General features: G+C 39.6%; 12 protein-coding genes. 2 read left to right on the top strand and 10 right to left on the bottom strand.

All coding sequences use genetic code 11. The features are described 5' to 3' along the window. Positions 1–295: 295 nt before the first annotated feature. Together ABP870_RS04115 and rnjA are read left to right on the top strand one after the other, a co-directional pair. A complete protein-coding gene (locus ABP870_RS04115; RefSeq protein WP_350014215.1) occupies positions 296–526 on the top strand; it encodes a DNA-dependent RNA polymerase subunit epsilon in 231 nt (76 codons plus the stop codon). A gap of 48 nt (positions 527–574) precedes the next feature. Beyond that, positions 575–2,272 (top strand): ribonuclease J1, encoded by a 1,698-nt coding sequence (rnjA, locus tag ABP870_RS04110; protein WP_350014214.1) that lies wholly within the window; start codon positions 575–577, stop codon positions 2,270–2,272. Between the two features lie 86 nt (positions 2,273–2,358). Here the strand turns inward: rnjA and ABP870_RS04105 are convergent, their stop codons facing one another. The 10 genes from ABP870_RS04105 to rpsL form a co-directional block, all read right to left on the bottom strand. Beyond that, on the bottom strand, positions 2,359–2,898 hold the full coding sequence (locus tag ABP870_RS04105; RefSeq protein ID WP_350014213.1) for a CHAP domain-containing protein: 540 nt from the start codon (positions 2,896–2,898) through the stop codon (positions 2,359–2,361). A gap of 618 nt (positions 2,899–3,516) precedes the next feature. Further along, positions 3,517–4,863: a type I glutamate--ammonia ligase gene (gene glnA / locus ABP870_RS04100; RefSeq protein WP_350014212.1), complete on the bottom strand. Its 1,347-nt coding sequence runs from the start codon at positions 4,861–4,863 to the stop codon at positions 3,517–3,519. 31 nt (positions 4,864–4,894) lie between these two features. Beyond that, on the bottom strand, positions 4,895–5,281 hold the full coding sequence (locus ABP870_RS04095) for a MerR family transcriptional regulator (RefSeq protein WP_350014211.1): 387 nt from the start codon (positions 5,279–5,281) through the stop codon (positions 4,895–4,897). 117 nt (positions 5,282–5,398) lie between these two features. Continuing rightward, positions 5,399–5,914 carry an FUSC family protein gene (locus ABP870_RS04090; RefSeq protein ID WP_350014210.1) on the bottom strand — a complete coding sequence of 172 codons (516 nt, stop codon included), beginning with the start codon at positions 5,912–5,914 and terminating at the stop codon, positions 5,399–5,401. Positions 5,915–6,224: 310 nt separating this feature from the next. Then, complete coding sequence (locus ABP870_RS04085) at positions 6,225–7,421, bottom strand: phosphoglycerate kinase (protein WP_350014209.1); 1,197 nt, start codon at positions 7,419–7,421, stop codon at positions 6,225–6,227. 790 nt (positions 7,422–8,211) lie between these two features. Continuing rightward, positions 8,212–8,895 (bottom strand): GntR family transcriptional regulator, encoded by a 684-nt coding sequence (locus ABP870_RS04080; RefSeq protein WP_350014216.1) that lies wholly within the window; start codon positions 8,893–8,895, stop codon positions 8,212–8,214. 453 nt (positions 8,896–9,348) lie between these two features. Then, positions 9,349–10,359, bottom strand: a complete 1,011-nt coding sequence (gene gap, locus ABP870_RS04075; RefSeq protein WP_062711500.1) for a type I glyceraldehyde-3-phosphate dehydrogenase — start codon at positions 10,357–10,359, stop codon at positions 9,349–9,351. 211 nt (positions 10,360–10,570) lie between these two features. Further along, positions 10,571–12,649 carry an elongation factor G gene (fusA, locus tag ABP870_RS04070; protein ID WP_062711497.1) on the bottom strand — a complete coding sequence of 693 codons (2,079 nt, stop codon included), beginning with the start codon at positions 12,647–12,649 and terminating at the stop codon, positions 10,571–10,573. 248 nt (positions 12,650–12,897) lie between these two features. After that, positions 12,898–13,368 (bottom strand): 30S ribosomal protein S7, encoded by a 471-nt coding sequence (rpsG, locus tag ABP870_RS04065; protein WP_017768901.1) that lies wholly within the window; start codon positions 13,366–13,368, stop codon positions 12,898–12,900. 20 nt (positions 13,369–13,388) lie between these two features. Continuing rightward, positions 13,389–13,802: a 30S ribosomal protein S12 gene (gene rpsL, locus ABP870_RS04060; RefSeq protein WP_018366304.1), complete on the bottom strand. Its 414-nt coding sequence runs from the start codon at positions 13,800–13,802 to the stop codon at positions 13,389–13,391. Positions 13,803–14,074: the final 272 nt, after the last annotated feature.

Raw genomic sequence — 14,074 nt, 5'->3', positions numbered from 1 at the left:
ATGAGCATGCGACGTAAAAAATTTGTCCTTAGTCTGTCCTTTGACCAGTATTTAAAACGATTACTGTAAGGCAAACATAGCTTCGAAGCCAGAGAAATAGATTAGGGATTTTCATGCGTTTGTCGTGTTTTCTCGTCAATGTTTTTACTATACCTTGCCTTTATGGTATAATTTAAGATAATTGTAACGATATCACGGTTAACGCATGACACAGACATCAACACATTGAGTCAACCTAACCAAACAGGTTGTCTTCTTTTATTGTCAGCCATTGACCAAACCAGAAAGGAATTTTATGATTTACAAAGTTTTCTACCAAGAAACAAAAGAACGTAACCCACGTCGTGAAACCACGCAATCACTTTATGTTGACATCGATGCTAAAGAGGAGTTAGAAGGCCGTATCAAAGCTCGCAAACTCATTGAAGAAAACACCGCTTTTAACATCGAACATATCGACTTATTATCAGATAAACACCTTGAATACGAAAAAGAAAAAGGTGTTTTCAAACTCACAACATTCTAATCCAAACTAGATAGAAAGGACTGACGTTAACATAAACGTCAAGGAACTATGTCAAATATCAATCTAAAACCCGAAGAAGTTGGGGTCTATGCGATTGGTGGCTTGGGAGAAATTGGAAAAAACACCTACGGGATTGAGTATCAAGATGAAATCATCATTGTTGATGCCGGTATTAAATTCCCTGAAGACGATCTGCTAGGGATTGATTATGTCATCCCTGATTACTCATACATCGTTGAAAACCTTGACCGTGTCAAAGCACTGGTCATCACGCATGGTCACGAAGACCATATCGGTGGTATTCCCTTCCTTCTCAAACAGGCCAATATACCTATTTACGCTGGACCTCTCGCCCTTGCTCTAATCCGTGGCAAACTTGAAGAACATGGACTGTTGAGAGATGCTCAGTTATACGAGATTAATCACAATACTGAACTAACTTTTAAAAACCTTAGCGTTACTTTCTTCCGTACCACTCACTCTATTCCAGAACCTTTAGGAATTGTTATTCACACTCCTCAAGGAAAAATTGTCTGTACTGGAGATTTCAAGTTCGACTTTACACCTGTTGGTGAGCCTGCTGACCTACACCGAATGGCGGCCCTTGGTGAAGAAGGCGTCCTGTGTCTTCTCTCTGACTCTACCAATGCAGAAGTCCCTACTTTTACTAACTCAGAAAAAGTAGTTGGTCAATCTATCATGAAACTCATTGAAGGTATTGACGGACGTATTATCTTTGCATCCTTTGCCTCAAATATCTTCCGTTTACAACAAGCTGCTGAGGCTGCTGTGAAAACAGGACGTAAGATTGTTGTCTTTGGGCGTTCAATGGAAAAAGCTATCGTAAACGGTGTTGAACTGGGTTACATCAAGGTTCCAAAAGGAACCATTATTGAGCCTAGTGAAATGAAAAACTATCACGCTAGTGAAATCCTTATCATGTGTACAGGTTCTCAAGGTGAACCAATGGCTGCCCTTGCTCGCATTGCAAACGGTATGCACCGCCAAGTAACCTTGCAACCTGGCGATACTGTGATCTTCTCATCAAGTCCAATCCCTGGTAATACAACAAGCGTTAACAAGTTGATCAATACCATTCAAGAAGCTGGCGTTGAAGTTATCCATGGTAAGATTAACAATATCCACACTTCTGGGCACGGTGGTCAACAAGAGCAAAAACTCATGCTCCGTTTGATAAAACCCAAATACTTCATGCCCGTTCACGGAGAATACCGCATGCAAAAAGTCCATGCTGGACTTGCTATTGATACCGGCGTTCCCAAAGACAACATCTTCATCATGGAAAATGGCGATGTCCTAGCTCTAACCAAAGACTCTGCTCGCCGTGCTGGTCACTTTAACGCGCAAGACATCTACGTTGATGGTAATGGCATTGGCGACATAGGCGCTGCTGTTCTTCGTGACCGTAAAGATTTATCAGAGGATGGGGTTGTTCTTGCAGTTGCAACTGTTGATTTCAAATCAAAAATGATTCTTGCTGGACCAGATATCCTCAGCCGAGGCTTTATCTACATGCGCGAATCAGGAGACCTTATCCGTGAATGCCAACGTGTTTTGTTCAATGCTATTCGGATTGCTCTTAAAAACAAAGAGGCTAGTATCCAGTCTGTTAATGGTGCCATTGTCAACGCTATCCGTCCTTTCCTATATGAAAAGACAGAGCGTGAACCAATTATCATTCCCATGATACTGACCCCCGATAAAGAAAATAAGAATCATAAATAGATAAGAATCAGTTAGCTTTGCTAGCTGATTTTTTCGACCAAAAAAGCCGGACAACCGTCCAGCTTTTGCAATAGGATAATCTGCTATTAGACATTGGGATAAATATAAGACACTATTCCTGGGGTGCCACTTGCTAATGGATTAAACCACCCCCGATAGTTCCCAACAGCTTGATTCCCGTTATAATTAGCTTCCATCACTTGAATTTGACCATCAGCTGCTACATCCGTAACATAAGCCACGTGACCATAACTACCGTCAGTCCAAACTATTAGTGCACCCACTTGTGGGGTTGATCCCGTAGCAAATCCTGCCGCCGAGGCACTAGCTGTCCAATCACCACCATTTCCCCAGTTACTACCAGCCCAAGGTGCCAAAGTTTTGGCTCCCCAAGTACATTGTCCAACTGGATAGCCATTTGAGCTTATGGTTGATACTGGCACATAGCTGGCTGTGGGTTGACTTCCCCATGCCGCTTCTTGATATTGATTCCCATAATTCTGATAGCTATAATGATAAGAATAATTGTAAGAGTACTGGTCAGCACTAGCAGTGCCACTGGTCATTAAAGATAAGCCAGACGCTGCTACAAAGCCTAAGGTTACTAAAACTGTTTTTGATGTCATATTAAAAATTCCTTTCGTTATCAGACTTGTCTATCTTACCGAAGAAATGTGACAATGCATTGACGATGACATGACATTCATCACACTCAAGTTGCAAATAAGCTTTCTTTAAGTTTTCTAAAAAAAAAAACAGCCCATTACTTTCTCAATCGTAACATCGATAACCTCACAATCAAAAAAGTCTGTCATCATTACACCTAACACTAATGCAACGTCAGAAACTTAGGAAGACCACTAATAACCTCCACCTCCTAATGAAGATATCAAAACCATCCTGCTAAACCTCAAGGAGGCTAAGCTTTAAAATGGCTTACACGCTATTATAGGCAATCACTGTTGCTACTTCATTTCCTTTATAATGAAAAAAATCTTCTGAGCTACCCCCTTTCCTCTCTTGGCTTATTAAAAATGCCCAACAGACATTCCAAAACCTAAACGAACCTTCTCGAATTGAGAATATCGAGGAAGTAACCTCTATATTATGAAACAATATAACTCGTAAAAGCATTGATATGGCAGTACTTCTAAGAGGTTTTTAGCTTCCAAGATAAAAAACAAGGTTGAAGAAATAGTCCAAAATGAACCTTTTCTTCAACCTGAAACGACCAGCGGACGTTTTTAATATAAATCTAAATAATTATCAATTTCCCATTGTGACACAAAGGTAGCATAGCTAGCCCATTCAAGGCGTTTCGCTTCAACAAAATTAGTTGTAATATGTTCACCAAGCGCTGCCTTAACAACCTCGTCTTCCTGCAAAGCTTTAATCGCATTGTGCAGCGTTGAAGGAAGGTCACTGATTCCTGCTGCTTTACGCTCATCAGCTGACATAGCATAAATGTTAGACTCAACAGGTATTGGTGCCTCAATCTTATTTTCAACACCATCTAAACCAGACTCAAGCAATACTGCCATAGCTAGATAAGGGTTCGCCGTTGGGTCAACAGAACGCAATTCCAAACGTGTGCTCATGCCACGAGAAGCAGGAACGCGGATAAGAGGTGAGCGGTTGCGGCCGGCCCAAGCGATGTAAACAGGAGCCTCGTAACCAGGGACCAAGCGCTTATATGAATTAACCGTCGGATTCATAATGGCTGTATAATTATAAGCGTGCTTCATCAAGCCACCGAGAAAATGATAAGCTGTCTCAGATAGCTGCATCCCATTTTTATCTTCAGGATCATAAAAAGCATTCTGACCATCTTTATCAAAGAGGGACATATTACAATGCATCCCAGAGCCCGCGATGCCAAATTTCGGTTTCGCCATAAAAGTCGCATATAAACCGTGTTTACGGGCAATAGTTTTAACAACCAACTTAAACATTTGGATATTATCACAGGCCCCTAAAACATCACCATATTTAAAGTCAATTTCATGCTGACCAACAGCAACTTCATGGTGACTAGCCTCAACTTCAAAGCCCATTTCTGTCAAGACATTAACAATCTCGCGACGCGTATTATCAGCCAAGTCAGTCGGAGCTAAATCAAAGTAGCCACCTTTATCGTTGACATCAAGAGTAGGTTCACCTTTGTCATTCAGTTTGAAAAGAAAAAATTCTGGCTCAGGGCCCAAATTAAATGATTTGAAGCCAACTTCTTCCATGTGTTTCAATGAACGTTTTAAATTACCACGAGGGTCACCAGCAAATGGTTTACCTTCTGACGTGTAAATATCACAAATCAAACCAGCTACAGCACCATTTTCATCCCCCCAGGGGAAAACAGTCCATGTATCGAGGTCAGGGTACAGGTACATATCAGATTCATTGATACGCACAAATCCTTCAATTGACGAGCCGTCAAACATGGCCTTATTAGATAAGACTTTTTCAACTTGCTCATCAGTCGCTGGGATTTCGACGTTTTTCATGGTTCCCAAGATATCGGTAAACATCAAGCGTAAGAATGTAACATTTTTATCTTTGATATCTTGTTTGATATCAGCTACTGTGAGTGCCATTTGATCTCCTTTTTAAGAATATGAGGCAGATTTATTTACGAATCATTCCAGATTGTAAATGATTTAAATGTGATGAAGGATGTTGAAATCCCCCTTGATTAAGAAGTTCATCATGAAGGATACGACGAACATCAGCATCCGTCAAAGATTTCTGCTTCGAGCGTTTAGCTTCTTGACGTTCCGCATATTCATGTTTTATGGCAGCAATATTTAATCCTTCGTCAATGAAATCCTTGATTTCCAGCAAACTGTCCATATCATTCAAGGAATACATGCGTCTGTTCCCAGGAGTTCTCTCGGGATCAATCAATCCTTGATCTTCATAGTAGCGAATCTGTCTAGCTGTTAAATCTGTCAATTTCATAACAGTCCCAATCGGGAAAACAGCCATTGTCCGTCTCAATTCTTTACCTTTCATGTGACCTCCTTTCCAGTCCATTATATTCTGATAATTTAGAGCTGTCAAGTGCTTATGTCACTTTTTCTGACATATAAAAATAAGGAGACAGACAACTAAATCTTACTCCTTACTAACCTAAAACTTCTTTTTTACTAACCACTGACGAACTTTGTCAACATCAGTATTAACTAAAATAGCAATGAAAACTCCAATGAAAGTTTCAAAAATTCTCGAGAACACATAGAGAATCGTATCTCCCCGAGGAATAGATAAGGTGATGATAAGCAAGGCAGCTACACCGCCAATAATACCAGATTTATTATTACAAGCAACATTGATCATAATCGTCAACATGGTTAAGATGGGGACAAAAACAAGCATGACCCACGTACCGGCCCCTAATAATTCCCGTAAAAGATAATAAATCAAAGCACAGATACCACCAACTGAATTGCCAAAAATACGTGACATCCCGAAAGAAAAACTTTTATCAAAATTTTCTCTCAAACTAAAGACAGCAGTCAATGCGCCAATTTGAAGACCTTCCCAGCCAAATAAGCTAAACAATGCTAACACAAGAAAAACTGACAAACCCGTTTTAAAAGTCCGCATTCCCAAGCGAAATTTCTTAGGATCAAAACGAAATTGCATCTTATTACCTCACTTCAATACTTATCTATTTTATCACAATTAATAGACCGAAACTTAAAATTCCACCTTAATTCCTTACCATCTTAATATAAGTGTTACCTTTTTAGGCTTTAAAAACCTTCTCAAAAGGCTTATAACATCTAATATACAATAGACTTGAACACCTTTATTGTAGCGCGTTTGGAGTTTTTTGGTATAACATTCAATGTACACTTCGGGGAGCGAGACTGGGCTTAAAACCACATAACAAGAAGAGAGCAGGAAAATTTGATTTTCCCACTCTCTTTTAGCATATTACGTTATTAAAAACTTATTTTTCAGTAAGGGCATCAAGTCCTGGAAGTACTTTACCTTCTAGGAGTTCCATTGAGGCACCACCACCTGTTGAAATCCATGAGAATTTCTCTGCACGACCTAGGTTGATTGCTGCAGCAGCTGAGTCACCACCACCAATGATTGATTTAACACCTGGTTGTTTAACGATAGCATCCATCACACCGATTGTACCAGCTTGGAAGTCAGGATTTTCAAAGACACCCATTGGTCCGTTCCAAACAACTGTTTTAGCACCTTCAAGAGCTTCTTCGAATCTAGCAATTGATTTAGGTCCGATATCAAGTCCAAGGAATCCTTCAGAAACAGCTTCACCATCAGTATTACGTACTTCAGTGTAGTCTGCAAATGCATTGGCTTCTTTTGAATCAACTGGCAAGATTAATTTACCATTTGATTTTTCAAGCAATTCTTTTGCAACTTCTAATTTATCTTCTTCTACAAGCGAGTTACCAATTTCGATACCTTGAGCTTTGTAGAATGTGTAAGTCATACCACCACCGATAAGAACTTTATCTGCTTTATCAAGAAGGTTCTCAATAACACCAATCTTATCTGAAACTTTTGAACCACCAAGAATAGCCACAAATGGACGTTCTGGAGTTTCAACTGCTTCTTGGATGTAGGCAATCTCATTTTCAAGAAGGTAACCAGCGACAGCTTTATCAACATTTGCTGAGATACCCACGTTTGATGCGTGTGCACGGTGAGCTGTACCGAATGCATCATTCACAAAGATGCCATCACCGAGTGAAGCCCAGTAGCTACCGAGTTCAGGATCATTTTTAGATTCTTTCTTACCGTCAACGTCTTCAAAGCGAGTATTTTCAACAAGAAGTACTTGTCCATCTTCAAGAGCGTTGATAGCAGCTTCTAATTCAGCACCACGAGTAGCTCCTGGGAAAGCAACCTCTTGTCCAATTTTTTCAGAAAGAGCTTTGGCAACAGGTGCTAATGATTTACCTTCTTTATCTGCTTCTTCTTTGACACGTCCAAGGTGAGAGAAAAGGATTGCACGTCCACCTTCTTCAACAATGTGCTTGATGGTTGGAAGAGCTGCTGTGATACGGTTATCATTTGTGATAATGCCATCTTTCAAAGGTACGTTAAAGTCAACACGAACAAGGACTTTTTTACCTTTCAACTCAACATCTTTAAGCGTTAATTTAGCCATTAGTAAGACTCCTTATTAATTTTTTACAAAAACTATTATAACATAATTATTCCCAGAAACCTAAGATATGAAAGCAATAAATTAATTATTTCACATTTTTTTCAAAATAGAAATCTCTTTTCATTCCAATAGCCATTAACATATCAGTCTAGCAGTCATAGTACTTAATACTAATAGACGATAAAAGAGACAATGTGGCAATACTGTAACTAAAAAATCAAACGGGAAATCCCTTGTGTGCCATAAGTTTTCGCAGGAACATCCTCTGAGTCGCTCCAAAGCCATCCTAATGACATTTGACTGATATTTGGAATTGGTCTTATTGTCTTGATTACTATTAGCGACAAGACAGCTGCCATATCTGACCGCCATCATTAATAAACTACGTAAATCCGAAAAATAATGCCACTATATTTTGGAGCAACTACTCAGACGCAACCAGAAGAGTCAGCAAAGAAATACCTATTAGAATCGTTAGGTATGAGCATATAAGATTGTTATGATAAAGGTGATGTGAAATAGCAATGACAGGAATGCCTTTCTTTTATATTGCTATTCCGGTCATTTTTAATGTCCAACACTGTTATAACATATCTGATAGCCAACGATTACATCAGTCGTCATAGCAGCAGTTAACATAGCCATTACAAGATCGCCACCTCATCGTATCAGTTCTTTCTCAACAGGTTCTATAAATTTGTCAATCAAACTACTAATTGCTTGGAGCCCAGACACATATTCTTTTCTAGTCTACGTTTTAAAATGCACCTCTTTTCTTGCGAAGCTCTGCTCATTGCTTAAAAAGTACAGTCTCAAAATCAAAAATTTCTGGTAGATGGTGTGAGACAGCATATTCGAACACTTTGCAATTATCTAAGCTCACGATCTGTTCAATCTGCATCATATAGTCAGTTTCTACCAAATGCATCTTTTCTTGCTCCAAGGCATTAGGACGAACACCTGTTACTTTTACAAAAGCGCTATGTACCTTACGACCCAGATTTTCATTAATATAACGGTAAATAGACGATGTCACATGTTCATATTTAAGATAAGGAATAACATCAAGAGGCATATAAGTATACTCCATGATACTAGGTTGTTTATCAATATGCCTCAATCTAATAATCTTATAAATAAAATCATCTTCATCAATAGATAATTTCTCTGCTACCTCTGCATCAGACCTGATAACCTCAAAAGCCATAACTTTAGTTTCTACCTTCTCGCCATAATCCTCTGTTGCCCCATTCAGGGTATAGATATGAGGCCTTTGAACTGACTTCCAATCCCGCACAAAGGTTCCAGCTCCTCGTCTTCGAATCAAGTAACCCTCTGCTACCAACATATCTAAAGCACGCTTCAAGGTCATTAAACTAACGTTAAATTCCTTTGCTAACGTCTTCCCATCAGGTAAGCTAGCATTTACTGGGTAAAATTCATCTTTGACTTTCTGACGAATCAGTGTTGCAATTTGTAAATATTTAGGTTCAATGTGTCCGATGATTAGTCACCCCTATTCTCCAATCTATGCCTGTTACTAATGATTTACCTTTTCATGTCATCATCCCATACTCATCATGACCAATATTCTATGCCTAATTTAACACAATAGACTAGCTTCGAAAACTAATCCGATGAAATATGTGCTGTCAGTGCCAAAATACCATCCCATTATTACATCTAATGCTTAAATCTTCGTAGCCCTTACTTTAAGTCCGTAATAATGAGAACACTCCTTCTTATAATAAAACTATCAAAAGCTTTACCAACCTTTCTTAGACGATACCCATGTTGTCACATCCTTAAAACAGCTGCAAAAGTTTCAGATAAGTCTTTTATATTGCTGACTTTTACACCATTGGTAACGCTAAGCTAGACACAAAAAAAGGAGGCAAGCCTCCTTTCTCTATTGATCAGAAATCAATTATTTAGCAATTTTTGCGAAGTACTCAAGCGTACGAACAAGCTGTGATGTGTATGACATTTCGTTGTCGTACCATGATACAACTTTAACTAATTGTTTACCATCAACTTCAAGTACTTTAGTTTGAGTTGCGTCAAACAATGAACCGTATGACATACCAACGATATCTGATGATACGATTGGATCTTCAGTATATCCGTATGAATCATTTGCAGCTGATTTCATTGCAGCGTTAACTTCTTCAACTGAAACGTTTTGTCCAAGAGTAACAACCAATTCAGTAACTGAACCTGTTGGAACTGGAACACGTTGTGCAGCACCGTCAAGTTTACCATTTAATTCTGGAATAACAAGACCGATAGCTTTAGCAGCACCTGTTGAGTTAGGAACAATGTTTGCTGCTGCTGCACGAGCACGACGTAGGTCACCACCACGGTGTGGTCCGTCAAGCACCATTTGGTCACCAGTGTAACCATGGATAGTTGTCATAAGACCTTTTTCTACGTTGAAGTTATCGTGAAGAGCTTTTGCCATTGGTGCAAGACAGTTTGTAGTACATGAAGCACCTGAGATAACTGTTTCTGTACCATCAAGGATATCGTGGTTAGTGTTGAAAACAACTGTTTTAACATCGTTTCCACCAGGAGCTGTGATAACAACTTTTTTAGCACCATTTTCATGGATGTGTTGCTCAGCAGCTTCTTTTTTAGCGAAGAATCCAGTAGCTTCAAGTACGATTTCTACACCGTCATTTGCCCAGTCAATGTTTCCTGGTTCACGTTCTGCAGAAACTTTGATGAATTTACCATTTACTTCAAATCCACCGTCTTTAACTTCAACTGTTCCGTCGAAACGACCTTGAGTTGTGTCATATTTCAACAAGTGTGCAAGCATTGCTGGATCTGTAAGGTCGTTGATGCGTGCAACTTCAACACCTTCTACGTTTTGGATACGACGGAATGCAAGACGGCCGATACGACCGAAACCGTTAATACCAACTTTAACTGTCATTTGTGATTTCCTCCTTATGAAAATCAATAAATAATTATATTAGGGACGACTCCCTTAGCTATTGTGAAAATATTAACTAATATATATATCAGTTAACCTTTCAACATGATTATTGTATAATAATTTCTTCTAAATTGCAAATACAAGCTTTTTTCTGTAAAACAAAAGAGAACACCCGAGGGCGTTCTCCAAGCATTTTACTGCTATCGTATTATTCACCAGAATTTTTCTTGATGATTTCTTCTTGTACTGACTTAGGAACATCTTCATAGTGGTCAAATACCATCATGAATGTACCACGTCCTTGAGTTGCAGAACGAAGAGTTGTTGCATAACCAAACATTTCAGCAAGTGGAACATAGGCACGAACAATTTGGCTGTTACCATGAGCTTCCATACCATCTACACGTCCACGACGAGCTGTAACATGTCCCATAACATCTCCAAGGTTTTCTTCTGGAACTGTTACAGTAACTAACATCATAGGCTCAAGGATAGCAGGTTGCGCTGATTTAGCAGCTTCTTTAAGAGCAAGTGACGCAGCAATCTTGAAGGCTGTTTCAGATGAATCGACATCGTGGTATGAACCATCGTAAAGTTTAGCTTTAACGTCAACCAATGGATAACCAGCAAGAACACCGTTTTCCATAGATTCTACAAGACCTTTTTCAACCGCTGGAACGAATTCACGAGGAACTACCCCACCAACGATAGCATTTTCAAACTCAAATCCTTTACCTTCTTCATTAGGCGTAAATTCAATCCAAACATCACCAAATTGACCTTTACCACCAGATTGACGTTTGAAGAATCCACGAGCTTGAGTAGAAGCACGGAATGTTTCACGGTATGATACTTGAGGAGCACCTACGTTCGCTTCGACTTTGAATTCACGACGCATACGGTCAACAAGGACATCCAAGTGAAGCTCACCCATACCAGCAATAACTGTTTCCCCAGTTTCAACGTTTGTTTCAACGCGGAATGTTGGATCTTCTTCAGCAAGTTTTTGAAGAGCAATACCCATCTTATCTTGGTCAGCTTTAGATTTTGGCTCAACCATTAATTGGATAACTGGTTCTGGAATGTTGATTGATTCAAGAATAACTTTTGCTTTTTCATCAGTCAATGAATCACCAGTGGTCGTATCTTTCAAACCAACAGCAGCAGCGATATCACCAGCATAAACTGTTTCAATCTCTTGACGGCTGTTTGCATGCATTTGAAGGATACGTCCAATACGCTCACGCTTACCTTTTGACGTATTCATGACGTATGAACCTGAGTTAAGAACACCAGAGTAAACACGGAAGAATGTCAAACGACCTACGAATGGATCAGTCATAATCTTGAAAGCAAGGGCTGCAAAAGGCTCTTCATCAGATGCTGGACGTTCTTCTTCAGCGTCTGTATCTGGGTTTGTACCTTTGATAGCTGGAATGTCAAGTGGGCTTGGGAGGTAGTTGATAACCGCATCAAGCATCAATTGAACACCTTTATTTTTGAAGGCTGAACCACAAAGTACTGGGAAGAATTCAACGTTGATAGTCGCTTTACGAATACCTGCCATCAACTCTTCATTCGTAATTTCTTCACCTTCAAGGTATTTCATCATTAAATCTTCATCAGTCTCAGCAACTGCTTCAATCAATTTTTCGCGGTATTCTTCAGCCTGCTCAAGGTAATCAGCTGGAATATCTTCTTCAAGAATATCTGTACCAAGGTCATTGGTATAGATTTCAGCTTTCATTTTGATCAAGTCGATGATTCCACGGAAATCATCTTCTGAACCGATTGGCAATTGAATTGGGTGTGCATTTGCTTGAAGACGATCATGAAGTGTGCTTACTGAGTAAAGGAAGTCAGCACCGATTTTGTCCATTTTGTTAGCAAAAACGATACGAGGAACTCCATATTCAGTTGCTTGACGCCAAACTGTTTCAGTTTGAGGTTCTACACCTGACTGAGAGTCAAGGACAGTTACTGCACCATCAAGTACGCGAAGTGAACGTTGTACTTCGATTGTGAAGTCAACGTGCCCTGGTGTATCAATAATGTTAACACGGTGACCATCCCATTGTGCTGTTGTCGCAGCAGATGTGATTGTAATACCACGTTCTTGTTCTTGTTCCATCCAGTCCATTTGTGAAGCACCTTCGTGTGTTTCACCAATTTTGTGGATACGACCTGTGTAATAAAGAATACGCTCTGTAGTAGTTGTTTTACCAGCATCAACGTGAGCCATGATACCGATATTACGAGTTTTTGCTAGTGAAAATTCGCGAGCCATTAGGTTTCTCCTATAAAATTTATTTTACCATAACATTATAGCACTATTTAAGAAAAACGGATAGGCAGGACCTACCCGTTAGTGCTGTTTATTCGTTTAATTGAGTTGGGACTAAACGTCCTTACCTCTTAAGTAATTGAACTCAGGCTAAACGCTGAGCAAAAAAGATAAATTCTCCTAGAGTCCACAGACTCTTCTTTGCATTTCCTATTTTTGCTGTACGTTTTACACGCCTTCGTATCTTAATCTTACCAGCGGAAGTGTGCAAAGGCACGGTTAGCTTCTGCCATTTTGTGTGTGTCTTCACGTTTCTTAACTGATGCACCAGTGTTGTTAGCAGCATCCATGATCTCTTTTGAAAGACGATCTTTCATAGTGTGTTCACCACGAGCACGTGATGCGTTAACTAGCCAACGTAGACCAAGTGTCACACGACGTTCTGGACGCACTTCAACTGGGACTTGGTAGTTTGAACCACCAACACGACGTGCACGTACTTCAAGTACAGGCATGATGTTGTCCATAGCTGTTTCAAACACTTCAAGAGCATCTGTTCCAGTAGTTTCTTTGATTTCTGCAAATGCATCGTATACGATTGATGCTGCAGTACCACGTTTACCATCAAGCATTACACGGTTGATAAGACGTGTAACAATCTTTGAATTGTACAATGGATCTGGCAATACTTCGCGTTTTGGCGCTCTATTTTTACGACTCATTTTCTCTTATCCCCCTTCTATTATCCTTTAGGACGTTTAGCACCGTATTTAGAACGGCCTTGTTTACGGTCAGCAACACCTGCTGTATCAAGTGCACCACGAACGATGTGATAACGTACCCCTGGAAGGTCTTTAACACGACCACCACGGATAAGAACAACGCTGTGTTCTTGCAAGTTATGACCAATACCAGGGATATAGGCAGTTACTTCAATAAGGTTGCTCAAACGTACACGAGCAAATTTACGAAGGGCTGAGTTAGGTTTTTTAGGTGTCATTGTTCCAACACGAGTTGCAACACCACGTTTTTGTGGTGCTGACAATTTAGTGTGGACTTTTTTGTGACTGTTGTAACCAATATTCAAAGCAGGTGAATCTGATTTTTCAACTTTAGATTTACGTGGTTTACGTACCAACTGGTTAATTGTAGGCATCTACATTTCTCCTGTAAAGATTTTATTTTTGGTTGAATAGAGCAATTGGTGACATCCTCTATTCTGTGTGTACTTTTGCAACATTTGTCAGCACGTCTCTGTACACTTTTGAGAGACCAAAAGTAAAAAGTACCGTTTATTATAGTACCACAATACTTGGTCGCCGTCAATTATTTTTCCTAAATTCTTTTTTGCATTAAAAAGCCCCATAACCTCTGCGGTGAAGTCACCCACTACAGAAATTATAGAGCCCTGATTTTCTCTTGTACTTA

It is taken from the genome of Streptococcus jiangjianxini, from assembly GCF_040225085.1.
GTDB classification, from domain to species: Bacteria; Bacillota; Bacilli; order Lactobacillales; family Streptococcaceae; genus Streptococcus; species Streptococcus jiangjianxini.
Note: the sequence above shows the minus strand (reverse complement) of the source record. Positions and strands in the feature narration are given on the sequence as shown.